This is a genomic window from Janthinobacterium sp. HH104, assembly GCF_001758715.1.
Classification (GTDB): Bacteria; Pseudomonadota; Gammaproteobacteria; order Burkholderiales; family Burkholderiaceae_D; genus Janthinobacterium; species Janthinobacterium aestuarii.
Genome location: NZ_LRIB01000024.1, coordinates 13340 through 37711, shown reverse-complemented (window position 1 = coordinate 37711; position 24372 = coordinate 13340). Strand labels below are relative to the sequence as shown.

The following is a 24372-nucleotide window of genomic DNA, read 5'->3' as shown; positions in this document are numbered from 1 at the left end:
ACCGCAGGCCTCCCTACATGCACAAAAAGGTTTTGATTATCAGCCATAGCGGCGATCTGCACGCCGACCTGGTCGTAGCCATCCTCGCCGCGCGCGGCCATGCCCCCTTCCGTATCGATCTTGACGCCTTTCCCCGCGATTACCAGCTGTGCCAGCGCCAGCAGGACGGCCGCGCCAGTGCGCGCCTGCGCCGTTTGCCCGATGGCGACTGGCTTGACTTGCAGCAGGTGGGCGCCGTCTGGCTGCGCAAGGCGGCCGACTATGCCTACGCCAGCGCCGACCTGACGCTGCAGGAACGCGCCTACGCCCAGCTGGAAACGGAGCAAGCCGTCTTCAGCGTGCTGTACGGGCTCGATTGCTACTGGCTCAGCCATCCGCTGGCCCTGCGCGGCGCCCAATGGAAAGGCGAACAGCTTGCGCGCGCCGCGCGCATGGGCTTTCGCGTGCCCGCCACCGTGATTACCAATGTGCCCGACGACGTGCGCGCTTTCCGCGCGGCCATCAACGGGCCCATCATTTTCAAGAGCATGTCCACGCCCAGCCTGGCCGCCGAAACGGTCGAGGACGTTGACAGGGTCAGCGCCGGCATCGGCACCACCATTGTCGACGATGCCATGCTGGACAGCTTGGACGCGGTCAGCGAACTGAGCTGCCAGTTCCAGGAATATATAGCCAAGCAATACGAACTGCGCATCACCGTGATCGGCAAGCAACTGTTTGCCGCGCGTCTGTATTCCCAGGATGATGCGCGCACGGCCATCGATTCGCGCGATATGTCAGCCCCCATCCGCTATGAAGCATGCACCTTGCCAGCGGAAATACAGCAGCGCTGCCTCGCTTTCGTGCACAGCTATGGCCTCGAGTATGGCGCGCTCGATCTCATCGTCACGCCCGACGGCGAGTACGTTTTCCTGGAAAACAACCCTGTTGGTCAATTTTTGTATGTGCAACAACTGGTGCCTGCCTTGACCATGCTGGAAAGCGTGGCCACAACCCTGATCGAAGGAGCCGTATGCCGCAGCCAGACCTGAACCAGATCCCCGTCCAGCTGCGCGAACTGGAACTGGCGCGCGACAGCCGTGCCATCGTCCTGGCCGCCTCGCACCTGGACATGGAACTGCTGCCCGCCCTGTATGAACTGTGCCAGGGCATCGGCCCCGTGGCGCGCCTCGACGTGGTGCTGCACGGCCGCGGCGGCATCGTCAACGCGGCGCGGCGCATCGCCCTTCTGCTGCGCCAGCATGCCCGCCACCTGAGCTTTATCGTGCCCTTCCACTGCCAGTCGGCCGCCACCCTGCTGGCCTTGGGCGCCGATGACATCATCGCCGGCGACCTCGCCCTGTTCTCGCCCATCGACCCGCAGCTCGATGGCGCCGACGGCGGCTCCATGTCCAGCCTGGACATCAAGGTATTCGGCGACATGGCGCAGCAGTGGTTCGGCGTCGATGCGGCCGAGGCGCGCCAGCAATCGCTGTCCTTGCTGTGCGGCAGCATCTTCCCCCCTTCCCTGACGGCCTTTTACCGTACCACCCTGGAGCTGGCACAGATCGGCGAGGAATTGCTGGCCTGGCAATTGCCCGATGCCACGCCAGAAGCGCGGCGCGCCATCGTCGCGCAACTGGTGACCGGGTACCACTCGCATAACTATGCGTTGACGCGCGAAGAGCTGGCCCAGTTGGGCTTGAACATGACGCGCGATGCCCATGCCGAACGGCTGGGCTGGGCCATCTCGACACAGTTGCAATCGAGCATAGGCGGCGCCCTGCGCAGCGCGCCAGACGAACCGTGGAACGATGCCCTGCTGGCGTCGCGCGACGGCGTGCAGCTGCGGCGCCAGCGTCCGGGCGGCTTTGCGCCGCTGTGGAGCACGCAATGCTGACAGCACTCCCCTTTTTGTCCGATATCGCACGCTATGTCATCGCCTTGCTGTTGCTGGCGGCCAGCGTGGGCAAGCTGCGCAGCTACAGGGAATTTCGCGGCAACCTGGCCACCTCGTTCGGCGTGCCGCCCGCCGCCGCCCAATTCGCTGCGCCAGCCCTGGTGGCGGCGGAACTGCTGCTGGCCGGCTGGCTGCTGGCGGGCGGCACGCAGCTGCCGATGCTGCTGTCGCTCGTGCTGCTGAGTACCCTCACGGCCGTCCTGGCCTGGCGCTACTTCACGCACAGCGTGGTGCGCTGCAGCTGCTTTGGCGAAGCGGCGCGGCCCGTCTCGCAATACGACCTGCTGCGCAACGTGCTGGCGGTCGGCATCAACGGCGCCTATTTCGCATCCGAGCAGACGGCATCCCTGCCCGTCGCCACCTCGGTCCTGGCCGCCGGACTGGCGGCCATCGTCTGCGTGGCCGTGATTTCCCTGCACGACATCGCCACGTTGGCAAGGGCCGGCTGATGGATGATACGACCTTGCAACTTGTGCTGGCAGCGCTGGCCTTTGCCCTCGCCGGCAATATCTGGCTGACCCTGGCCGTGCTGCGCGCCAGCCGCCGCGAACGCATCGCGCCTGCGGCGCTGGTGCCGGGCGAGCCCCTGCCGGCAGTGCAAGCCCGTCCCCTGGCTGGCGGCGCGCGTTTCCAGCCGGGTGCCGCGGGCCAGGCGGCCGTGCTGCTGTTTTTGGCCAGCCGTTGTCCGAAATGCGCGGAAAAGCTGGCTGGTATCGAACAGCTGCTGCCGCTGGCGCGGGACGCCGGCCTGGCCCTGTGGCTGATCAGTGAAGAACCGGCCCGCCGGCTGCGCGCCTTTTTGCCCAGTAGCATCTTGCGGGAAGCCACGGCGCGGCTGACGCTACGCGATTACCGGTGCGTGAACCCGCTGATGAGTTCGCCTTTCTATGTGTTCGTCAATCACGAGGGCACGGTGGAAGCGGCCGGCCTGATCGGCGATGAAGACTGGCTGGCCCTGGCCGAACAATTGAACGCCGAACCGTCGCAGGAGCGCGCCGCATGAACCATGTAAACATCGGCCCCCATCTGGAACGCCTGCGCCTGCTGTACCCGGTGCGCTGGCGCATCGCCGCCGGCCTGCTGTGCATGGCCCTCACCGTGGGTGCGCAGCTGGCCTTTCCGCAAGCCATCGCGTATTTCATCGATAACGTGGCGGAACTGACGCGGCGCGGCGTTACGCCGGGCATGGTGGCCGCCATGCTGGCCTTCAGCCTGCTGTATGCGCTGGCCTCGGCCGCCCGCTTCTATCTGCTGCAATCGGGCGGCCACATGATCGTCATGGGCGTGCGCCGGCGCTTGTTCGACGTGGTAATCAACCAGCCCATCGCCTTTTTCGACAAGCACCATGGCGGCGAGCTGAACAGCCGACTCACGTCCGACGTGTCGGCCCTGCATGAAAGCCTGACGATCGGCGCGGCCAATGCCTTGCGCTCGCTGTGCGTGTTTTTGGGCGGCATCGCCATGCTGCTGCATCTGTCGCCCATGCTGAGCTTGCCGCTGGCCCTGTTCATTCCCATCAGCCTGTATCTGGGCAAGTTATCAGGCAGTAATTACCGGCAGCGCGCGCGGGCCATTTCCGCCACCCTGGCCGCCAGCGGCAAGGTGGCGCAGGAATACTTTGCCCATGCGCGCCTGGTGCAGGCGTTCAACCAGCAAGGCGGCGCCATGGCGCGCTACGCGCAAGCGATGCGCGAACTGCTGGGCGTGTCATTGGCCGGCACGCGGCTGCTGGCCGTGTTCCAGGGCGCGCAGGGCTTGCTCGCCTTCGTTGCCCTGCTGACCACCTTGTGCTTCGGCGCCCACCTGATCGGCCAGGGCCGCTTGAGCGTGGGCGAGCTGACGGCCTTTGTCATCTATGCCAGCATGGTGACGGACACGGCCGGCTCCATCAGCGAATTCTGGAACACGTGGATGCGCACGATGGGCTCGACCGACCGCATCTTCGAGATCCTGCGCAGCCACCGCGCCGTGCCCGAGGCTGCGCCGCAGCCGCCGCTGGCCGGCCAAATCGCGCTGCGCGACGTACGTTTTTCGTATCCCGAGCGCACGCAGGTGACGGCCCTCGACGGCGTCAGCCTGTTCATTCGCGCGGGCGAGAAAATCGCCCTCGTCGGCGCTTCGGGCGCGGGCAAGTCCACCATCGCCAGCCTGGTGCTGGGCCACTATCAGATAGACGCGGGCAGCCTGCAGTTCGACGGTATCGATGCGCACGTGCTGGGCGTAACGCAGCTGCGGCGCCAGATGGCCGTGGTGGAGCAGGAACCGGCCCTGTTTTCCGGCAGCATCGCCGACAATATCGCCTTTGCCGTGCCGGACCGGGTCGTGGCGCGCGAAGCGATGGTGGCGGCGGCGCGCCTGGCGCATGCCCACGATTTTATTGCAGCCTTTCCGGACGGCTACGAGACCCTCGTGGGCGAACGGGGCGTGCAATTGTCCGGCGGACAGAAGCAGCGTATCGCGATTGCCCGCGCCATCCTGCGCGCGCCGAAAATCCTCATCCTGGACGAAGCGACGAGCGCGCTCGACGCCTCCAGCGAACAGCAGGTGCAGCTCGCGCTCGATACCTTGATGCAAGGGCGCACCACGATCATCATCGCCCACCGCTTTTCCACGATCGTCAAGGCGGACCGTATCATCGTCATGGACAAAGGCCGGATTTGCCAGCAAGGCACGCACGCCGAACTGCTGCGTGCGGGCGGCCAGTATGCGCGGCTGATGCAACAGCAGCTGTCGCAATTCCAGCAGTTGCATGACAGTACGGCAACCCTGTAAAGTGGGCTGCATGAAAAAAACCTACCATGGCAGTTGCCACTGCGGCGTCGTGCGCTTTGCGGCCGAGATCGACCTGGCGGCCCCCAGCCTGCGCTGCAACTGTTCCTACTGCCTGAAAATCCGCTGCTGGGCCAGCCTGGTCCCGCCCGCGGATTTTCGCCTGCTGGCCGGTGAAGGCGAGTTGAGCGAATACCGTTTCGGCGCTCGCCGCGAGCGCCATTATTTTTGCCGCCATTGCGGCGTGCGCCCGTTTGGCCGCGGCGATTCGCCCCGCAGCGGCCCGTTCGTCGGCATCGGCGTCAACTGCCTTGATGACGCATCGGCGGCCGAGCTGGCGCAAGTGCCCGTCACCTTTGTCGATGGCCGGCATGACGAGTGGAATGCGCCGCCGCAGGAAACGCGGCATCTGTAGTAGCAATGTAGAAATGGTTGTCATCCACCACGGAGTTTTCCTACGTGGCGACAAGTCGTGTCCCTATGGCTAAGCCCGACGCAGGCAGCGAGAATGGTCTCAACGGTGCAGCCAATGTTGAACCGGATGATTACGCAAACCAACCATAGGGGACATGACCATGACTTCGAACAGCAACGACAAATCGGGCGGCCAATCGGACAAACAGCAATCGGGCCAATCGGGCAGCCAGCAGTCGGACAAACAGTCCGGCACCCGCCAATCGTCGGGCGGTACCCAGGGTGGCACGCACGAGCAGCATGTCGAGGCGGGACGCCAAAGCCACAAGAATGACGGCGACAAGCAATCGGGCTCGCAGCAATCGGGCCAACAGTCGGGCCAGCAATCTGGTTCCGGCACCGGCACGCGCGGCGGCACGCATGAGCAGCACGTGGAAGCGGGACGTCAAAGCCACAAGAATGACGACAAATCCTGATCCCGGTGGCATGGCCAGAGGCGCCTTCTCAACATGAAAGCACTGACGGCCATGCTGTGCGCCGGGCTGGCCATGGGCCTTGCCGCCTGCGGCGCCAGGAATACGGCATCAAACGTGGAGGCTCCGGGCGCACCGGCCGGGGTCTCCACGCGCGTGCTGGACGCGGGCGCCGACGCATTGCAAGCCCGGCCGCCGATTGCGGCGCTGAACGCCTATCTTGACGGTTTTCATTTCTATAATGGCAATCTGCGCGGCCAGATGGAAGCGCATCATTATTGCGCCATCGTCAATGAAGAACTGATCCAATGTGTGATCTACGATGGCAATGTCAAAGATGCCAAGCTGATGGGCGTCGAATACATCGTCAGCGCCAGGCTGTACGAAGGTTTGCCCGCGGCGGAAAAAGCGCTGTGGCACAGCCACGTGCATGAAGTCAAATCAGGCCAGCTGATCGCCCCCGGCATTCCCGCCGTGGCCGAGAAGGCCTTGATGCAAAAACTCGTCGCCACGTATGGCAAGACCTGGCATACGTGGCACACGGATGTACACAAGACCTTGCCCTTGGGCGTGCCGCAACTGATGATGGGATTCACAAACGATGGCCAGGCCGACGCCGCCATGGTTGCCGCGCGCGACCGCCGTTTCCGCATCGATTCGGCCGAAAAACGCCGCCAGCGGGCCGATATCGCCGCGCCCGCCATCATAGACGGGGCCGATGCCTGGCAGCACGGCACGACCATTCAGCTGGCCGACCCGACGGGAACGCAGCACGGTTCCTCATCACTACCGTCACCCTCCACGCACACGGCCGAACCCGCCATTTCGCGTCCGGCCAGATAGCCGGCACGCGAAAGGCCGTTGTCTGTAACCGCATTCTGGGCGATAATGACGGCCATGAACGATACCACCACCTTACCCCCATTGCCCGATCGCCTGTCGATCGACCCTAGCAGCCCTTATCACGTTGCAGCCGTGTTCGAGAACGACGTCGGCATCCGCTTCAACGACAAGGAACGTCTTGACGTGGAAGAATATTGCATCAGCGAACGCTGGATCAAGGTCGCTTCCACCAAGTCGCTCGACCGCCGCGGCCGTCCGCTGCAGATCAAGCTCAAGGGCAAAGTCGAAGCGTTTTACCGTTAAGCAATACTTGTACTGACCATCGAGGCCGATTTTCATCGGCCTTTTTTGCGTGCGCCGCCGTCCGCTCACGCATCGACCGCGACCAGCCCCGCCGCGGCCGCCATCGGCAGCCACAGCATCGTGTCGGCCAGCACTTCGTCCGGCGCCCTGCCACTGGACTGCGCCGCCTGCCGCGCGCATTGCGCGAGCGGCGCGCCGCCGGCCAGCGCTTGCAGGCAGTAGAACTGCCACGGCGGCAACTCCTGCATGGCAAGCCGGTAATGCAGGCGCGAGATGGCGACAAAGGCGGGAGCGGCCACGGGCTGGGCCGGCACGGCGTCGTCGGGCGCCGCTTGCGCCTGCTGCCAGAAAGCACACAGGGGGAACGACAGCGCCAGCAGCCGCGTGCACGGCGCCAGGCGCCAGGCCGGCGCCATTCCCAGCATCAAGTCCAGGCCGGAAGGCAAGATTGGCGGCGGCCGTTTTTCCAGCCCCGGCGCCCTGCCCGCTTCGCTGCGCGCCCGCTCCAGCTGCGCCAGTTCGACGGCAAAGCGCAAGGCGTCTCCCTGTGCCCCGGCGCCACGCTGGCTGGCGGCGAGAAAATCGGCAAAACCGCCGCCCAGGTCATACAAGGTAGGCGAAGCGGACGGGTGGCGCCACACATAGGCGCGGGCAAAGAACGCGAACAGCTCGTCGCCCATCACCTTGCGCAAGACGGGATAGTCGGCCTGCAGGCATTCGAGCAGGCGCTGCACGTAGCCGTCCGCATGGATGTGCAGCGGCGCCGGCCCGCCCCGCGCCCGTTTTAGCACTTGCTCCTGCGTCAGGCCGTGGCGCTCGCTGGCCAGCTGCGCGCCGTGCACGGCGCCGCCGGGCGCCGTCATGGCCGTCAGGAACCACGCCTGCAATTGCGCCAGAGGCAGGCCGTTACGGCGCATGGGCCGCCTCCAGGTGAAAGCCCAGCGGCGTGGAGACGGCGGCGGCAACCTTGGCTGGCGCGGCGTCCGTAAATTCGCCCCGCACCGCCGCGCGCGCCTTGTCCAGTTCGACCAGCAGTTGCGGATACGGGGGAATCTCCGCATCCCATTCCAGCAGGGCCGACACGCCGCCCGTCAGCTGCTGCGCCAGCGCGTACAGGCGCCAGACGGCGGCCGGCACGGGCGCATCGTGGGTATCGATCAGCATCGCGCCGCAGACGGTCGGCCCGGCCAGGTGGATCTGCACGATGTGGTCGTGCGGCAGCTGGCGGATGTAGGCGGCCGCGTCATAGCCGTGGTTATGCGCACTGACGTGAACATTATTGACGTCGAGCAATAGCCCGCAGCCCGTGTCCTCGGCCAGGCGCCCCAGGAATTCCCATTCCGGCATGCTGGACTGGGCAAACTCCACGTAGGTGCTGGGGTTTTCCAGGATCAGGGGCCGGCCGAGGAATTCCTGCACCTGCCGCACGCGCGCGCCCACGTGGCGCAGGCTGGCCTCGTCCAGCGGCAGCGGCAGCAGGTCGTGGCTGTTGAGCGAGGCGGCGCCCGTCCAGCACAGGTGGTCGGAAATCCACATGGGCCGGATCTCGGCGGCCAGCTGGCGCAGCTTGCGCAGGTAGGCCAGGCTCAGGGGATCGCTGCTGCCGATCGACAGCGACACGCCATGCATGACGATGGGCACCTGCGCCGCCACCTGCTCGAGCACGTGGCGCGCATAGCCGTGGTTGTCGATGAAATTTTCGCTGATGATCTCGAACCAGTCCACCTGCGGCCCGTGGCGCAGGATGTGCTCGTAGTGCGGCGGGCGCAGCCCCACGCCCAGGCCCAGGTTCGGCAGGCCCAGGCGCGGCCGCGCCTCGTGCAGGATGCCCCGCATCAGGTCGACGGTGGCAAGGCCAGGCGCAGGTCGGTGGGCGCCGGCGGCGCTCCCACCGGCGTGCCGCGCGCCGCCATCACCTTGCCGTAGGCTTCCCAGGCCTTGTCGTAAACGTTGTCGCCCAGCGTAAAGCTCATGCTCTGGCCCAGAGGCTTGCTGCGGTGCTCGGGCGCGGGACCGAAATCGTACAGGGTCATGGTGGCGGGCTCGGGCGGTTCCTTGCCCGTGGTGTTCGGATACAGCTGCGAGGCCGAAATCGGCACGGCGCAGCCGCCGAAGCTCGCGCATTTGTTGTCGCTGGGCGCGCTGTAGACTTTATCGTCCGCCGGCGGAGGTGGCGGCACATAGCATGGCGAGCCCGGCGCTGCGGCGGCCTTGACCGAATGGCCGCAGGAGGAGCCGCCCGTGTCGGCCTGGGCAAAGCCGCAGCCGCCCTGGGCGTGGCAGCCGTTGGAGCCGCGGCACGTATGGTAGACGGCCAGCGCGGCGCAGGTGGACGGCGCTTCGCCCTCCAGGTGCATGCCCTGGCAGGCGTGGTACAGCACGCTCTTGTCGGCCAGCGGCACGCCCGTCGCCAGGTTCGGTGCCTGGCCCAGCACGGCCCAGCAGATGGCCATGCGGTCGCCCGCGCCCACCATCGACGGATACGGGAAGTCCAGTTGCTGGTTCAGCCAGTACTGGTCCAGCACGGAAGTGATGCCGTAGATGGCGCCCGTGGCCACCGTGCTCAGCATTCCTAGGGTGCCGCTGGTATCCTTCAGACGGTTCAGGGCGCCCGCCACGTCGGCCGGCGCGGGGATGTTCTTCGGTGCGGTGGCCGGATTGTAGCGCTCGTTGGTCAGCATGGCTTCGCTCCAGCGCTGGCCTTCCCTGTGCCAGCCGGCCCAGGTCTTCACGGGCAGCATGGCTTTCACGTGACCGAAGCGCTCGTAATGGTCGAACGGGGCGCTGTCGTGGCGCGCCTGGGCGTCGCGCGATTCGGCGTCCTTGCCATTGTTCGCGTAGGACGGGTAATCGCACTGCAAGGCGGCCAGGTCTTCGCGGTAGTCGGGCTGCACGGCCATCAGGCGCTGCGCCGCGTCGCGCCGGTAGCGCTGGATGGCCGCTTCGCTGCCCTCGCCCTGGTCCGTGATGGCCGCCATCATATCGATGGCCTTGTTGAACGAACCCGTCTGGCCGCCATCCTGGTCCTGCGGGCCGAAGCAGGTGTCGAAGCGGGGAAATTCCGCCCGCGCATGGCCCTGGACCCGGCTGTTGAACATGTCTTGCTGCACCGAGCCGTTGACGAACAGTTTTTGCCACAGAGTCTGGCCATCCGTGTATTCGATGCTGATATAGCGCGCATAGCATTCGTACATGTAGCCGATGGTGCCGAACAGGGGCAGATCGTGCACGTGCTTGCCCGGCGTCCAGCCCGGCAGCGGCACTTCCGGGAAGTATTTCGTGTGATCCTGGCTGTCGAACTCGGCCAGCTGGGCGCGGGCCTGCTGTTCCGGTTGCTCGATGGCGAGGAACAGGTCACACTGGTTGTCGTTCAGTTCTTCCAGGTTGACGCGCACGTGGCGGTAGCCGGACGTGTCCTGCAAGTCGACGATGTGCGGGATCACGGTGCAGTGCTCGCCATAGCAGGTCCAGCCGTGGTCCTGCGATTGCAGCTCCGACCCCGTGAAGCACGGCGCCGTGCCGATGGCCGTGGCCAGGTTGGCCGCCATCTGCAAGTGCAGCATTTCCTGGATGAAGACGCTGAAGATGATATTGAAGGCTTTCTGCTCGGCCAGTTCGGGGCGGGCCGTGGTGCCCATGCCCGGCCACTGGCGGCCTTCGTAATACGTGATGCCTTTCGAGTTGATCTGGTGCGTGCCCTGGATCGAGTACATGGTGGCCATGTACAGGGGAATGGTGAACAGCTCCACGCTGACGGCCGCCTGGGCGATGGCGCGCACGGCGGCCGTGTCGGTGGCCAGCATGTCGAGCGGACGGTTGCTGATGGCGGGCTGGGTGCTTCCTAAAACGGGCATTTTCATTCTGTCTCTCCACAGGAAGGATGCGTTTCGGATATCGGGCCGCACCGCGCCATCTGCGCGCGCTGATTACGGCAAGAAATCATACGCCTGGGAAAGATACTTTTGCGGCAAGATTTATGCGCTGATCAAGGGTCAATGCAGACCGCCTTACACCGTGAAAATAGGCGTTTTCAGCTGCCATTCGATGACAATTGAATAGAATCGGCAAAAGCTGTGCGTGTATAAGCGCCGCACCGGCAGGTGCCGGCGCGTGGCTTGCATGGTGATAGTCAGGCGGCCGGCGGCGGCTGGAAGGCGCAAAAGCCGGGCCACTGTTCGCGGCTGTCGCATACTTTCAGACAACCTTTGTTGTCCTTGAACGTGGCGACGACCTTGATGGGAAAACCATAGTGTGGCGTGGTGGCCAGGAAGGCGGATGAGCAGCTTTGCTCGTTGCTGAAGCGGAAAGTGATTTCTTCGCGGCGGCCCTTGCGCTCAAAGCTCAGCATGAAGGTTTCATTGCTGTTCCACTGCGCCTTGCCAGGCACACGGAAGCGGTAGCGCGGGTTGCCCGCCTGCTGGCCATCCAGTTTCTGGCCAAATACGCGGCTGCTGGCCGTGGCCGTCTCGACCTTGGCAACCGGATACACGACGCCAAAGATATAGGTGCCGGCAAACCCCTGGTCGAAGCCGAGTCCCTTCTGGTAAAACGGCACGACGATATGCGGCGCGCCCGTGTACTCGACGGTATTGCGCGCCGTCGTGCGCGACGTCAGCTTGTCATCGGGCTCTTTGCCGAAGACCACGTCCAGTTCCAGCAAGGCTTGTTGCTTGTCGATATCTTGCGCCAGATAATCCTTGGGGAACGTTTCGCCGTGCACGCAGCCGGCCAGCAAGGAGGCGGCGCAGCAGCCGGCGATCAGTTTAGATATTGTCATGGCTGTTTTCCTTCCGGCGGCGCGGAAATGAGGCCCAGCCCCGTCACTTGCAAGCCGTTCTTGCCTTGTTTCCATTGAAATTGCTGGCCGAACCAGGCCAGTTCCAGCTCGCGCCGGATACGGATCGAATCCGTGCGGCCCTTGCCCGCCTTGATGGCAGCGCTCGCCTGCGCGGAAGCGGCATCAGACAAAGGTTTGAGCCACCGTTGATAGGTGTCTGGCGGCAAGGCCAGCACGCCAGCCACGCCGTCATCGCGCGTGGCAACGATGATCCCCACCTTCGTCAGCGCATTCGTCAGATAGGCGCCGCGCCGCCCGTCGGGCGAGACGGAAACCAGCATGGCACGCGGATAGTCGCCGCTGACGTTGCCCGGCACGTCAAACCACAGCAGCTCGCCCGTGCCCGTATCGAGCGCGCGGCCGTCGCGGGGAAACAGCAGCATCTCGGGACGGCCCGGCTGCGGCACGCCCCATTCGGGGTCGCGCTCCGTGCGCACCATATTGTCGCGCTGCAAGGGACTGATGGGGCGCATCAGCGGTTCGCCATTCTGCACGCCGATCAGTATCGTGCCCTGGCCCGTATAGCCCTTGGTAAAGGCCAGCAGCATGGGCTGGCCTTCGCGCGTGGCCTTGATGGGCCGCACTTCCACCACTTCGCGCGCGCCGCCGGGCCAGTAGCCGTGCCGGCGGAAAGACAAGGTGACGAGAGCGTCGTAACGGCCATTCGTGACGGCAAAGTCGCCGTATTGCCTGACCACCGGCATGTTGGGCGTCTGCGCCTGTGCGGCGGGCCAGATGGCGGCAAGCAGGCTGGCGGCGGCCGCCAGGCGGCATAAAGAGAGGGACAGCATGGCATCCTGTAAAGGTCGCACTGGGCGAAGAATCAGAATTCTAAACGATTCCTCGCCAGCAACACTGCCCAATTGGAAACATCAACGGCGCTGGATTTCGATCAGCTCGATCTCGAACAGCTTCGGCCACAGTTTGCCCGTGACAAACAAGCGTTTGCCCCGTGCATCCCAGGCGATACCGTTGAGCACGGCATCGGGATTGGCCGTGCCCCGCTGTTCCGGCGGCAGCAAGCCTGTCAGGTCGATCCAGCCGACAACTTTACCGCTGGCCGGATCGATGCGGGCGATCACGTCCGCGCCCCACACATTGGCGTACAGCTCGCCGTCGACTATTTCCAGTTCGTTCAGGCGCTCGATGGCACGGCCTTCCGCCTTCACCTCGAAGCGGCGCACCTCGGCCAGGGTTTTCGGATTGAGCACGCGGATGGCGGAGCTGCCGTCGCTCATGTAGACGAACTTGCCATCGCTGGCCAGGCCCCAGCCTTCGCCCTGGTAGCTGAAGGTGCGCTTGAGCTTGAAGGTTTTCTGGTCGAACACATAGCCGGTCTTCGACACCCAGGTCAGGCCCAGGATTTCATCGCCCACGTCCGTGATGCCTTCGCCGAATACCTTTTTGTCGAGCATGCTTTTCTGCAGCACCTTGCCCGTCGCCAATTCCACCTTGCGCAAGGAAGACTGGCCGTTCTGGCCCGTGCTTTCATACAGATGGCCATCCTTGAACAGCAAACCCTGGGTAAATGCTTGGGGGTCGTGCGGATAGGTATTCTTGACGAAATAGCCATACACGGGGATGGCGGCCTGGGCATAGCCCATTTCGCTCATCAGTCCCACCGTGCATAACAATCCCAGCAGCAGCGAGCCTGCCGTGCGTTTCAGTCTGGTTTTACCTGTGTTCTTCATATGCTTGGCGGTGGTTGGCGAGCGGCTATTGTAATCGCCCGGGCTGCGCCATGCGCACCCTGACGAGCTCGAGCCAGGCGCGGGCGGCAAACGACAGCCGCCCTCCGCGGCGCCAGGCCAGCATCAGATTCCACTCCACAGGGGGACCATCGAGGGGAATGACTGTAAATTGCGTTTGATCCAGGGTATCGCAATACATCTTCGGCAGCAGGCATATGCCCACGCCCAGCTGCACCAGCGAGGCAATGAAATCCCACTGCCCGCTGCGGCCCGTGATGCGCGGGGCGAAACCGGCCCGCTGGCAGGCGTCGAGCACGATGTCGTTCAAGGCAAACGCGGCGCCGTAGAAAATGAAGGGACTGTCGGCCAGCTCGGCCAGGGCCACGGAAGCGCGCCCCTGCCACGGCGAGCCGGGCGCGGCCAGCAGGCACAGCGGCGAGCGCACGAGGGGCAAGGCTTCGAAATCCTGCCACGTGGCCGCATTGCCCGGGTAGTCGAGCATGGTGCCCAGTTCCACCGTGCCGGTGCGCAAGTCGCGCTCGATCGCCTGTGTGCCGCTTTCATACATCTTCAGCTCGATACCGGGATAGCGCTGATGGTACTCGGCCAGCCACGGCGCCAGGGTCGAGTGCGTCTGCGGCGACACGCCAACGCGCAGTTCCCCCCGTTCCAGCTGCTGCAAGTCGCGCAATTCCACCTTCAGTTCCGCGTGCAGGGCCAGCAATTCATGCGCGCGCGACAGCACCACCTTGCCCGCGTCCGTCAGGGTAAAGCGCTTGCCCGCGCGGTCCAGCAAGGCCAGGTCCAGCGACTGTTCCAGCTGGGCGACCATCTTGCTGACGGTGGGCTGCGTCACGTGCAGCCTGGCGGCCGCGCGCGTAAAACTGGCTTGCTCGACCACTTCGACAAAGTAGCGCAGGGAGCGGATATCCATGATGCATTCCAAACTCGAATGATAATCATGAGTTTAAGTCATTTTATCTTTTGATGCGGGGTCCCTACAATGAAACCTTCCCCTTGCCGCTAGAAAGCCTGCCGTGAAAGCCGTCCCTTATTCCACTACCGCCCCACTCTCCGTCCCTGCCTGGCGCCAGCCCGCGCAGACCGTGTGGCAAGTGGGCATCTTGATCGCCGCCTGGTGGCTGGCCGACGAGGCCGCCTCCGCCCTGCACTTGCCGTTTTCCGGCGGCGTCGTGGGTCTGTTCGTGCTGGTGGCCTTGCTGCTGGCAGGCTGGGTGCGGCCCGCCGCCATCGAACTGGGCGCGAACTGGCTGCTGGCCAATATGCTGCTGTTCTTTATCCCGCTGGTCGTGTCCGTGGTGCAATTTACTCAGCTGTTGAAGTCACAGGGTGTAATGCTGTTCGTAAATATCGGTTTGGGCTTTGCCAGCGTGATGCTGGCCACGGCCTTCACCGTGGAATGGGTGTGCCGCTATGAACGCAAGTTGCGCCTGCACAAACTGCTGCGCCAGCGCGCAGCGAGGGCGCAGGCATGAATACCGTGCTCCTGTCCCTGCTGTTCTTGCTGCTGACCCTGGTGCTGTTCTACGCCAACCAGGCGCTGCACCGCCGCCATCCGCACTTTTTGCTCACGCCCGCCATCTGCACCTCGGCGTTACTGATCGTCATCGTGCAGGCCACCTCGACGCCGTTCGCCACGTATTTCGGCGAGACGCACTGGCTGCCGTGGCTGCTGGGACCGGCCACCATCGCCTTCGCGCTCCCGATCTTCCAGGAGCGCAAGCTGATCCGCAAGCACTGGCTGGCCCTGTCGCTGGGCAGCTGCGCCGGCATCGTCGCGTCGGTCGCCGCCACCCTGCTGCTGGACCGCTTGCTGGGCGTGCATGGCGACATGGCGCGCAGCCTGCTGGCCAGATCTGTCTCGACACCGTTCGCGCTGGAAGCGTCGCGCCATATGGGCGGCTCGGCCCAGCTGACGGGCATCTTCGTCGTCATGACGGGCCTGTTCGGCCTGATGCTGGGCAAACCGCTGCTGAAACTGCTGCCCTTGCGCATGCGCATCGCCCGTGGCGCGCCGTATGGCGCGGCTGCGCACGGCTTTGGCTTGTCCGTGGCGCGCCGGATCGGCACGGAAGAAGGCGCCGTGGCCAGCCTGACGATGATTTTTTCCGGTGTCGTGACGGTGCTGCTGGCGCCGCTGCTGGGGCGCTTGCTAGCTTAACGTTCCCTCGGCTCGATTGCGGCAGGTCAAAGCGGCAAGCGCGGGTTGGGCGATAGTGTGCGGACTCCCGTTCGCCCACCCTCCCGGAAACCCTATGGCAAGCACATCCAATCCAGGGCCGCAGGCCCTGCAAGTCGACTATTTTTCCGCCAGCGACCAGTTCCTGTTCACGCAGACGGCCGCCGATCTGCTGGAGCAGCAGGCCAATCTCGACCTTGATGCCCAAGTCGATGCCGGCCTGGCCTACCAGGTCAGCCAGTTCCAGTCGCAAATGAAGAGCCGCGCGATGACCGCCGGCGACCGCATCTTGCCCGCCTACATCGGTTTGCTGAGCCAGGCGACGGCCTTTGCCGCGCTATGGAACGCCGCCTACCAGCTGCAACGGCCCCGGCTGGCGCAAGCGGCGCTGGATGCCGGCACACGCGCCGACATCGCGCAGGTCTACCGGCAACTGGCCGTGCAATCGGGGCACATCAACCAGCAAGCCCAGGCGCTGACGGGCGACATGCGCGTCAGCGCCGGCGAACTGGCGCCGCTCAACGCGGGCTTCAATACGGCGCTGTCCGCCACCATCGCCGCCCTCGGCGCCGCCGCCAGCGCGTCATCGGCCAGCATCGACCAGCTGAAAGCCGCCATCAACACGAATATCGCCGATATCGTCGCCGGTGCCAACAAGACGGGCGCTGCCGTGACGGAATTGATCGTCAAGACCATGACCACCATCAGCGATGCCCAGGGTGATGGAAAGACCGCGCCATCGGGCGACTTCGTGGTGCAAGGCATCGATGCGGCGGAACAGGGCGTGGCCGAAACGGCCCAGGCCCGCGCGGCCCTGAACGCCAACAATGCCCTGCTGGCCAGCGCCTACCAGCAGCTGGCCGGCGCCGATGCGCTGGTGGCCGTGGCCAAGGTGGTGCAGGTACAGAACAGCCAGTTCAGCAGCGCCTTTCACAACGCACTCGACACGGCCCAGGTACTGGCCGAGGACTGGGGCCAGTCGCCGCAAGCACCGCCAGCGACGGGCATCAGCGCCGGTCTGGCCGCCTTTGCCGATGCCGTCGCCGGCATGGCCAGCAGCGCCGACACCGAAACGCTGGGCGGGCAGCTCGACTACGCCAACACGGCGTGGCAGCTGCTGGCCGCCAGCTTGGCGCCGCTGGAGCAAGCCATGACAGGCGCTTCCTGAACGGTGCGCCACCGCTTGTTTATCCGACCGCCCACACAATGACCCATCCGACCAGGAGCCGCGCATGTCGAATCAAAACCAGGCAGCACAAGGCATCAGCACCGCCAACAAATCGCAGTGTTCACAAGCGCTGCTGATACAAACCTACGCCAACAGCATCAACGAGCAGCCCAGCGTGGATTTTTCGGGCGACGCCAATTTGCTGAAATACCAGTCGCAAATCAACGATGGCCTGAGCCAGGCGCAAACCCACGCCACGGCCTACCTGAATGTCATCCAGCCCACGATCATTGCCAACATCGCCAATATCGGCAATTACTACGCGCTCAACAACGCCGTGCTGACGGCCTTGCCAACCGGCTCGACGGAGGCGCAATGGATCGCTACCCTGACGGCGCTGCAACAGCAATCCCAGCAATACCAGACGGCCGCGAATGGCGTCGTCAGCGCCCTGCAGACCTTGCACGACAACCTGACCACGGATTCCGCCTCGTTTTCCACCACCGTCAGCGACTTGAACGCGGCCGTGAATGGCGACAATGGCGTGCTCAGCTCCATCAACAGCCAGCTCGGTACCATCCAGGGACAGATCGACGGCGCCATTGCCGGCACCGTGCTGAGCGGGCTGGCCATCGTGGGCGGCACCTTCATGGTCGTCGTCGGCGGCGTGGCCGATTTCGTCACGGCAGGCACGTCGACGCCGCTCGTGGTGGCCGGTGTTGCCGTCGTGGCCGCCGGTATAGGCGGCGAAGTGGCGTCGGCCATCACCCTGAAAAACCTCAACGATGAAAAGGCGACCCTGCTGGGACAGGAAGCGTCGCTGACGGCCGAAGTCAAGCTGGCCACCGGCATCAGCAGCGGCTATGCCAGCCTGTCGAACCAGGTGCAGGCGGCCGTGCAATCGGCCACGCAGATGGAAAACGCGTGGGAATTTCTCAGCAGCGACCTGGGCAGCCTGATCAGCGACCTGCAGCAAGGCATACAAAACACGGACACCATCCGCACCCTGTTCCTGACGGCCGCCAACACGGAAATGCAAGCCGTCACCACGGACATCACCACCATCAAGGGCCAGATGACGGGCGTCACCAGCATCGTCGCACCCAAGGGCCAGACGGTGGGCGAAGCGGCCGTTGCCGCGGCGGCGTGAGCGCCATGGCCGGCCTGCTGACGCAAACCCTCGCCAACCTGCTGGCCGCGCAGCAGCAGATCGCGGCCCTTGGTGGCTTGCCGCCAGCCGCCCAGCAGATCCAGGCCGGCTGCAACGCCTTGATCCAGCCCATGGTGACGCAGACGCGCGCGCTGCAACAGGCTGTTGCCGCCTTCGTCCAGACGGCAACGCCGCAGCTGGCGCAAGTACAAAGCATGCTGGCGGCGCAAGCGCCGCTGCCCGATATCAAGGCGGCGATGTCGGCCCTGCAACAGCAGGCACAGCAGCTGCAAGGCACGGCCAACGGCACGGCCGGCACGCTGACGGCGCAAACGGCGCAATTGATGGGCTATTTCAACCAGCTTGCCGGTGTCGAAGCGGGCTTGCAAAGCCAGGTCACGGCCTTGCAGGGGCAACTGGGCGACGCGCAAAGCGAACTCGATGCGGCGCAGAAGCGCTATTACTATCTGCTGGCGCTGGGTCCGTTCGGCCTCGTCGGCCTGGCCGTGGCGCTGGGCCTGTACTTGAAATGGAAGTCCGATGTCAGCGACCTGCAAGGCCAGATCGGCGGCTTGAATGGCCAGATCGGCGCCTTCAATGGCATGAAGGCGGCGTGCCAGCAGCTGGGCACGGATTGCCAGGGCCTCGCCGCCAGCATTTCAGGCGTGCGCAACGCCGTCAATTTTCTCGTCAGCGACTTGCTCGAGGTCAGCGGCGACCTGGACGCGGGCGACGCCGCGGTCGTCATTGCCCTGATGGCGACGGCCGCCAGCACGGAACTGGCCACCCTGGGAACGGATGCGGCTTGAGCCGCCTGAGGTCCATTGCTTGCAGGGACTGACGGCACGGGCGTTTATCGGGGATAATACGTCTTTCCCCTTGCCAGCACCCGCGCCACGATGAAATACCCCGCAGTTCAGCCTTTCAGCGATATCCTGCCCCGCTTGAGCGAGTTCGATGCCATCATCGATGTGCGCAGCCCGTCCGAGTTCGCGGAAGACCACTTGCCGGGCGCCATCAACCTGCCCGTGCTCGACGACGAACAGCGCGTGCGCGTGGGCACCTTATATAAACAGACGAGCGCCTTCGAGGCAAAAAAACTGGGCGCGGCGCTGGTGGCGAAGAATATTGCGCGGCATATCGAAGACGGTTTGCTCGGTCATCCGCAGCACTGGAAACCGCTCGTCTATTGCTGGCGCGGCGGCAACCGCAGCGGCGCCATGGCGCACATCCTCGCGCGCATCGGCTGGCCCGTCACGCAGCTCGAGGGCGGCTACAAGGATTACCGGCGCCACGTGAACGCCGAGCTGGCCACCCTGCCCGAGCGCTTCGACTTCATCAATGTGCTGTGCGGCCCCACGGGCAGCGGCAAGAGCCGCTTGCTGCAAGTGCTGGACACGCAAGGCGCGCAAGTGATCGACCTGGAGCAATTGGCGGCCCACCGCGGTTCCGTGCTGGGCGGCTTGCCCGAGGAAGACCAGCCATCGCAAAAAGCGTTTGAAAGCGCGCTGTGGCAGCAACTGCACACTTTCGACCCGCAGCTGCCCGTGTTCATCGAATCGGAAAGCAAGAAAGTGGGCCGTTTGCGCGTGCCCGATGCGCTGATGGAAAAGATGCGCGCGGCCGATTGCACGGACGTGCTCCTGGCCACGGACCAGCGCGTGCAATTGCTGATGCAGGACTATGCGCATTTCGTCGGCGACCCGGCCCGCCTGAACGTGCAGCTGGCCCTGCTGACGCAGCTGCATGGCAAGGAAAAAATTGCCCACTGGCAGCAACTGGCCACCTCTGGCCGCATGGCCGAGCTGGTGGAAGAATTGCTGGTCCAGCATTACGACCCCGTCTACCGCCAGTCGATCGCCCGCAACTTCAGCCGCTACGCCCAGGCGACGCCGCTGGTGCTGCCCGATATTTCAGAACATGCCTTTGAGCAAGCCGCACGCGCATTATGTGCTATCGTCGGCGGCAACCGTACCGCCAGCGCCGCGTGATGCCTGGCTTGCCACCCAATTACCTATTTCAGCAGGATGAAGACCATGTCCGATAGCGCAGCAACACCTAATACACCGATCCGATTGACCGAATTTGCCCATGGCGGCGGCTGCGGCTGCAAAATTGCACCGGGCGTGCTGGCCGACATTTTAAAGGGCAGCGGCGGCTTTCCCCTGCCGAAGGAATTGCTGGTCGGCATAGAAACCTCGGATGATGCGGCCGTCTACCAGCTCAACGACGAGCAGGCACTGATCGCCACGACGGATTTCTTCATGCCCATCGTCGACGATCCGTTCGACTTCGGCCGCATCGCCGCCACGAACGCCATTTCCGACGTGTACGCCATGGGCGGCACGCCCATCATGGCCTTGGCCCTGGTCGGCATGCCGATCAACAAGCTGCCGGTGGAAACCATCGGCCTCATATTAAAAGGTGGCGAAACCATCTGCGCCCAGGCCGGCATTCCCATCGCGGGCGGCCACACCATCGATTCCGTCGAACCGATCTATGGCCTCGTCGTGCTGGGCCTGGTCCACCCGTCGCAAGTGAAGCGCAACGCGGGCGCACGCGCCGGCGACAAACTGGTATTGGGCAAGCCGATCGGCGTGGGCATCCTGTCGGCCGCGCTGAAGAAGAATGCGCTCGATGCGGGCGGTTACGCTTCCCTGATCGACAACACCACCAAATTGAATACCCCGGGCAAGAAGCTGGCCCTGCTCGATGGCGTGCATGCGCTGACGGACGTGACGGGCTTCGGCTTGCTGGGCCATACCCTGGAACTGGCGCGCGGCGCCAAGTTGCAGGCGCGTATCGCCATGGATGCCGTGCCGCTGCTGCCGCAAGTGCAGCAACTGGCGCAAAACGGCAACATCACGGGCGCCTCCGGCCGCAACTGGCAGGGATATGGCGCGCAAGTGGCGCTGGCCGACAGCCTGAGCGCCATCGACAAGGCGATTCTGACGGACCCGCAAACGGCCGGCCCCCTGCTGGTGGCCTGCGCGCCGGAAGCCGTCGAGCAAGTGCTGGCGATTTTCCGCGCAGAAGGTTTTGCCGACGCCACAGTGATTGGCGACGTGCTGGAAGGCACGACCGGGGTTTCCGTATTTTAATGAACAATTTTTTAAAGGCAGTCCCATGACCACATTCTCGAAATTTCCCGCCATCCTGGCCACCGTCGCCGCCACCCTGGCCATCCACAGCGGCCTGGCGCAAGCGCAGCAAGTGTTGCGCGTGTCCGCCATTCCCGACGAAGCGCCGACGGAATTGCAGCGCAAGTTCAAGCCGCTGGGCAGCTACCTGGAGAAAAAGCTGGGCATGAAGGTGGAATTCACGCCTGTCACCGATTATGCGGCCTCCGTGGAAGGCTTGATCAATAACAAGCTCGACATGGTCTGGTTCGGCGGTTTTACCTTCGTGCAAGCGAACGTGCGCAGCGGCGGCAAGATCGTCCCGCTGGTGCAGCGCGAGGAAGACACGAAATTCCGCTCGGTTTTTGTGACCACCAGCAAGGACATCAACCAGTTGTCCGACCTGAAAGGCAAGAATTTCACGTTCGGCTCGGAATCGTCGACCTCGGGCCACTTGATGCCACGCTACTACTTGCTGGCAGCCAAGATCAATCCTGACACGGACATGAAGCGCATCGCGTTTTCCGGCGCGCATGACGCCACCGTGGCGGCAGTGGCCGGCGGCAAGGTCGATGCGGGCACCTTGAACATTTCTGTTTGGGAAAAACTGGTCGAAGCGAAAAAGGTCGACCCAAGCAAGGTGCGCGTGTTCTACACGACACCAGGCTACTACGACTACAACTGGAGCGTGCGCGCCGACATGAACCCCGCCGTGCGCAAGAAACTGACGGACGCCTTCCTGGCGCTGGACCCATCGACGACTGAAGGCAAGGAAATCCTCGAATTGCAGCGCGCCACCAAGTTCATCCCGACCAAGGCCGAGAACTACAAGGATATCGAAGCGGCCGCGCGCGATGCGAAGCTGTTGAAGTAACTTTATTGCCGAACCTGTCGGATTACGTCCTGCGGACTAATCCGACCTACGCTGTCCGTTGTATGGCGTAGGTCGGATTAGCGGCGCAGCCGTGTAATCCGACACCGCCCCAAAAAAAACCGAAACATCGCATGACATTCCAACTTCACAAGGTCAGCGTCCACCACGCGGGTGCGCCCGGCAATGCGCTGGCCCTGCGCGAACTCAGCCTGGACGTGGCCCAAGGTGAACAGATCGCCCTGATCGGCCCTTCCGGCGCTGGCAAGACCAGCTTGCTGCACACCCTGGCCTGCGCGCTGCGCCCGGAATCGGGTACATTGAACATTCTTGGCACTTCACCCTGGCAAGTCGCCAGCGCCGCGCGCCACCGCTTGCGCGCGCGCCTGTTCCTGGCACCGCAGACGCCGCCGCTGCCGCCGCGCCAGCGGGTCGTCAACGCCGTGCTGGCGGGCCGCTTGCCGCAATGGAGTTTGTGGACGGCTATCCGCTCGCTGCTGGCGCCGGCCGATCCGCGCGCCGCGTGGGAAGCCCTCGGTAAATTCAACCTGCAGGATAAACTGTATGCGCGTGTCGACCGCCTGTCCGGCGGCGAACGCCAGCGCTGCGGCATGGCCCGCGCGCTCGTGTCGAACGCGGAGGTGTTCCTTGTCGACGAACCCTTGTCCGCGCTCGACCCCACACTGGCTTTGCAGACGATCCATGTGCTGCAGGCCGAAGCAACGGAACGCAACGCCACCCTGATCTGCAGCCTGCACCAGGTGGAAATCGCCCGCGCCTGCTTTACGCGCATCGTCGCCCTGCGCGATGGCGAGATTGTCTTCGACTTGCCTGGCGCCAAGGTCAGCGACGCGATGATCGCCGAACTGTACCGCAACAAGGCCGATCCCGCTCCGCAATTCGAGGCCGTGGAAACGAAGCTGGACGCCGCGAGGCCCCTTTGCTGAAGAGCGCCGCCATGCCACGCGACCCCGCCTGGCGCGGCCGCCTGACCGGCGGCGCCGTCGTGCTGCTCGTGCTGTGGCCGATGCTGGTACAGGCCGAATTCAAGCCGTGGATTTTATGGGATGCGCAAAGCCTGGCCGCCACCTGGCAATTCATCGCCAGCTTCGTGCCACCCGCCCACTCGCTGGAATTCCTGCAACTGGTAGCCGTATCCAGCTGGGAAACCATAGCCATGGCCACGGCCGGCATGGCGCTGGCCATGCTGGGCGCCATTCCATTGACACTGCTGGTGACGGAGCGGCTGTCGATTTCGCGCATCGGCTCTGGCCGAGTGTCGCCGCTGGCTGCCAGCGTGCGCCACGCCGTGCGCGCGCTGCTGGTGCTGCTGCGCAGCGTGCCGGAACTGGTCTGGGCCTTGCTGTTGGTGCGCATCGTCGGCCTGGGACCGACGGCGGGCGTGATCGCCATTGCGCTCACCTATTGCGGCATGCTGGGCAAGGTCTACGCGGAAATCCTTGAATCGTCGGATGCGTCCGCCTGCAACGCCCTGCTCCACAATGGCAGCGGCAGATTACAAGCCTTGCTGTACGGCGCCCTGCCCGAATCGGCCGCCGAACTGGTGTCATACACGATTTACCGCTGGGAATGCGCGATCCGCGGCTCCGTCGTCATGGGTTTTGTCGGCGCGGGCGGCCTGGGCCAGCGCATGGATGAATCGATGAAGATGATGGCGGGCAGTGAACTGGCCACCATGCTGATGGTGTTCGTGCTGCTGGTGGCGGGCGCCGACGCCGTGTCCGCCATGCTGCGCCGGAGGCTGGCATGAAGCATCACCTTGACGCCATGCTGCCCACCCCATCGCCCGTGCGGTGGTCGACCTGGGCCTTGCTGGCCGGCTTGCTGCTGCTGGTCATCGCCAGCTTCGCCACCCTGCCCCTGAAATGGGGCGAGTTCTTCAGCGCGGACGCCGTGCGCACGAGCGCCGACTTCCTGCACGGCTTCGCCCCGCCCGAGCTGGCGCCGAACTTCCTCATGAAAGTGGGCGTCGCCACGTTCGAGACACTGGCCATGTCGGCCATCGGCACGGTGATCGCGGCACTCGTGGGCGCGCTGCTGGCCCTGCCCGCCAGCGGCCGCTTTGGTCGCTTGGCGCGCAATGCCACGCGCGCGATACTCAACGTGCTGCGCTCGATTCCCGAACTGGTATGGGCTTCGATTCTGCTGATCGCCGCCGGCCTGGGCCCGTTCGCGGGCACCCTGGCGCTGGCGCTGCATACGATGGGCGTGCTGGGCCGGTTGTTTGCCGATGCGTTTGAGAATTGCCCGCCCTTGCCGGCCACCACCTTGCGCATCAATGGCGCGCGTCCTGCCGTGGCCTTCCTGTACGCCACCTTGCCCCAGTGCGGTCCGCAGATGATGTCGTACACCTTGTACCGCTGGGAAAACAATATCCGCGCAGCCGCCATCCTCGGCGTCGTCGGTGCTGGCGGCCTGGGGCAAATGCTGAAATACCATCTGTCGCTGTTCCAGATGCAAAACGCCGCTACCGTCATCGTCGCCATGCTGCTGATGGTGGCCGCCGTCGATGGCCTCAGCTACCTGCTGCGCCGCGCCATGACCCGTTAATTTTTTACTTTTCACAAGGAAAAT

27 protein-coding genes are annotated in these 24372 nt (G+C 64.5%); 20 read left to right on the top strand and 7 right to left on the bottom strand.

Annotated features, from left to right (window positions below; genetic code table 11):
• Positions 1 to 17: 17 nt before the first annotated feature.
• From JAB6_RS08665 to JAB6_RS08625, 9 genes are all read left to right on the top strand, one after another.
• Positions 18 to 1031: a RimK family alpha-L-glutamate ligase gene (locus tag JAB6_RS08665; protein WP_070302390.1), complete on the top strand. Its 1014-nt coding sequence runs from the start codon at positions 18 to 20 to the stop codon at positions 1029 to 1031.
• Positions 1013 to 1879, top strand: coding sequence for a hypothetical protein (locus tag JAB6_RS08660; RefSeq protein WP_070302388.1), 867 nt, complete (start codon positions 1013 to 1015; stop codon positions 1877 to 1879). Before JAB6_RS08665 ends, JAB6_RS08660 begins: the two co-directional genes overlap by 19 nt.
• Complete coding sequence (locus JAB6_RS08655) at positions 1873 to 2388, top strand: MauE/DoxX family redox-associated membrane protein (RefSeq protein WP_070302386.1); 516 nt, start codon at positions 1873 to 1875, stop codon at positions 2386 to 2388. The genes JAB6_RS08660 and JAB6_RS08655 overlap by 7 nt, the downstream gene beginning before the upstream one ends.
• Positions 2388 to 2942 (top strand): redoxin domain-containing protein, encoded by a 555-nt coding sequence (locus JAB6_RS08650; RefSeq protein WP_070302384.1) that lies wholly within the window; start codon positions 2388 to 2390, stop codon positions 2940 to 2942. The genes JAB6_RS08655 and JAB6_RS08650 overlap by 1 nt, the downstream gene beginning before the upstream one ends.
• Entirely contained in the window at positions 2939 to 4711 is a 1773-nt protein-coding gene (locus JAB6_RS08645) for an ABC transporter ATP-binding protein (protein WP_070302382.1), read from the top strand. Before JAB6_RS08650 ends, JAB6_RS08645 begins: the two co-directional genes overlap by 4 nt.
• A 10-nt stretch (positions 4712 to 4721) precedes the next feature.
• On the top strand, positions 4722 to 5123 hold the full coding sequence (locus JAB6_RS08640; RefSeq protein ID WP_070302380.1) for a GFA family protein: 402 nt from the start codon (positions 4722 to 4724) through the stop codon (positions 5121 to 5123).
• A 160-nt stretch (positions 5124 to 5283) separates the two neighbouring features.
• Positions 5284 to 5598 carry a hypothetical protein gene (locus tag JAB6_RS08635; protein ID WP_051990946.1) on the top strand — a complete coding sequence of 105 codons (315 nt, stop codon included), beginning with the start codon at positions 5284 to 5286 and terminating at the stop codon, positions 5596 to 5598.
• Positions 5599 to 5631: 33 nt separating this feature from the next.
• On the top strand, positions 5632 to 6438 hold the full coding sequence (locus JAB6_RS08630; RefSeq protein ID WP_083292617.1) for an OBAP family protein: 807 nt from the start codon (positions 5632 to 5634) through the stop codon (positions 6436 to 6438).
• Between the two features lie 54 nt (positions 6439 to 6492).
• The gene (locus tag JAB6_RS08625) at positions 6493 to 6741 is read left to right on the top strand and encodes a DUF3297 family protein (RefSeq protein WP_010398340.1); all 249 of its coding nucleotides are present in this window, start codon (positions 6493 to 6495) and stop codon (positions 6739 to 6741) included.
• Between the two features lie 65 nt (positions 6742 to 6806).
• On the opposite strand, the gene JAB6_RS08620 is transcribed toward JAB6_RS08625, so the two are convergent.
• The 7 genes from JAB6_RS08620 to JAB6_RS08590 form a co-directional block, all read right to left on the bottom strand.
• A complete protein-coding gene (locus tag JAB6_RS08620) occupies positions 6807 to 7658 on the bottom strand; it encodes a DNA-binding domain-containing protein (protein WP_070302378.1) in 852 nt (283 codons plus the stop codon).
• Complete coding sequence (locus JAB6_RS08615; RefSeq protein WP_070302376.1) at positions 7648 to 8577, bottom strand: DUF692 domain-containing protein; 930 nt, start codon at positions 8575 to 8577, stop codon at positions 7648 to 7650. The genes JAB6_RS08620 and JAB6_RS08615 overlap by 11 nt, the downstream gene beginning before the upstream one ends.
• Positions 8577 to 10601 (bottom strand): ferritin-like domain-containing protein, encoded by a 2025-nt coding sequence (locus tag JAB6_RS08610; RefSeq protein WP_070302373.1) that lies wholly within the window; start codon positions 10599 to 10601, stop codon positions 8577 to 8579. The genes JAB6_RS08615 and JAB6_RS08610 overlap by 1 nt, the downstream gene beginning before the upstream one ends.
• A 269-nt stretch (positions 10602 to 10870) precedes the next feature.
• Complete coding sequence (locus JAB6_RS08605) at positions 10871 to 11518, bottom strand: hypothetical protein (RefSeq protein WP_070302371.1); 648 nt, start codon at positions 11516 to 11518, stop codon at positions 10871 to 10873.
• Positions 11515 to 12369: a hypothetical protein gene (locus tag JAB6_RS08600; protein WP_051990890.1), complete on the bottom strand. Its 855-nt coding sequence runs from the start codon at positions 12367 to 12369 to the stop codon at positions 11515 to 11517. The genes JAB6_RS08605 and JAB6_RS08600 overlap by 4 nt, the downstream gene beginning before the upstream one ends.
• 81 nt (positions 12370 to 12450) lie before the next feature.
• Positions 12451 to 13269 (bottom strand): glutaminyl-peptide cyclotransferase, encoded by an 819-nt coding sequence (locus JAB6_RS08595; RefSeq protein ID WP_217494615.1) that lies wholly within the window; start codon positions 13267 to 13269, stop codon positions 12451 to 12453.
• Positions 13270 to 13294: 25 nt separating this feature from the next.
• Positions 13295 to 14203, bottom strand: coding sequence for a LysR family transcriptional regulator (locus JAB6_RS08590; RefSeq protein ID WP_070302369.1), 909 nt, complete (start codon positions 14201 to 14203; stop codon positions 13295 to 13297).
• Between the two features lie 103 nt (positions 14204 to 14306).
• On the opposite strand from JAB6_RS08590, the gene JAB6_RS08585 reads away from it, so the two are divergent.
• The 11 genes from JAB6_RS08585 to phnE all read left to right on the top strand — a co-directional run bounded on the left by JAB6_RS08585 (position 14307) and on the right by phnE (position 24348).
• Entirely contained in the window at positions 14307 to 14765 is a 459-nt protein-coding gene (locus JAB6_RS08585; protein ID WP_070302367.1) for a CidA/LrgA family protein, read from the top strand.
• Entirely contained in the window at positions 14762 to 15451 is a 690-nt protein-coding gene (locus JAB6_RS08580; RefSeq protein ID WP_070302365.1) for an LrgB family protein, read from the top strand. Before JAB6_RS08585 ends, JAB6_RS08580 begins: the two co-directional genes overlap by 4 nt.
• Positions 15452 to 15545: 94 nt before the next feature.
• Positions 15546 to 16637, top strand: coding sequence for a hypothetical protein (locus JAB6_RS08575; RefSeq protein WP_070302363.1), 1092 nt, complete (start codon positions 15546 to 15548; stop codon positions 16635 to 16637).
• Between the two features lie 64 nt (positions 16638 to 16701).
• A complete protein-coding gene (locus JAB6_RS08570; RefSeq protein WP_070302362.1) occupies positions 16702 to 17787 on the top strand; it encodes an HBL/NHE enterotoxin family protein in 1086 nt (361 codons plus the stop codon).
• On the top strand, positions 17784 to 18596 hold the full coding sequence (locus tag JAB6_RS08565; RefSeq protein ID WP_139143327.1) for a hypothetical protein: 813 nt from the start codon (positions 17784 to 17786) through the stop codon (positions 18594 to 18596). The genes JAB6_RS08570 and JAB6_RS08565 overlap by 4 nt, the downstream gene beginning before the upstream one ends.
• A gap of 90 nt (positions 18597 to 18686) precedes the next feature.
• A complete protein-coding gene (gene mnmH, locus JAB6_RS08560; RefSeq protein WP_070302357.1) occupies positions 18687 to 19778 on the top strand; it encodes a tRNA 2-selenouridine(34) synthase MnmH in 1092 nt (363 codons plus the stop codon).
• 45 nt (positions 19779 to 19823) lie between these two features.
• Positions 19824 to 20888: a selenide, water dikinase SelD gene (gene selD, locus JAB6_RS08555; protein WP_070302355.1), complete on the top strand. Its 1065-nt coding sequence runs from the start codon at positions 19824 to 19826 to the stop codon at positions 20886 to 20888.
• A 25-nt stretch (positions 20889 to 20913) separates the two neighbouring features.
• Positions 20914 to 21780 carry a putative selenate ABC transporter substrate-binding protein gene (locus tag JAB6_RS08550; RefSeq protein ID WP_070302353.1) on the top strand — a complete coding sequence of 289 codons (867 nt, stop codon included), beginning with the start codon at positions 20914 to 20916 and terminating at the stop codon, positions 21778 to 21780.
• 131 nt (positions 21781 to 21911) lie between these two features.
• Positions 21912 to 22724, top strand: a complete 813-nt coding sequence (locus tag JAB6_RS08545) for a phosphonate ABC transporter ATP-binding protein (RefSeq protein ID WP_070302351.1) — start codon at positions 21912 to 21914, stop codon at positions 22722 to 22724.
• A gap of 11 nt (positions 22725 to 22735) precedes the next feature.
• Positions 22736 to 23548: an ABC transporter permease gene (locus JAB6_RS08540; RefSeq protein WP_070302415.1), complete on the top strand. Its 813-nt coding sequence runs from the start codon at positions 22736 to 22738 to the stop codon at positions 23546 to 23548.
• Positions 23545 to 24348 (top strand): phosphonate ABC transporter, permease protein PhnE, encoded by an 804-nt coding sequence (gene phnE / locus JAB6_RS08535; protein WP_070302350.1) that lies wholly within the window; start codon positions 23545 to 23547, stop codon positions 24346 to 24348. Before JAB6_RS08540 ends, phnE begins: the two co-directional genes overlap by 4 nt.
• Positions 24349 to 24372: the final 24 nt, after the last annotated feature.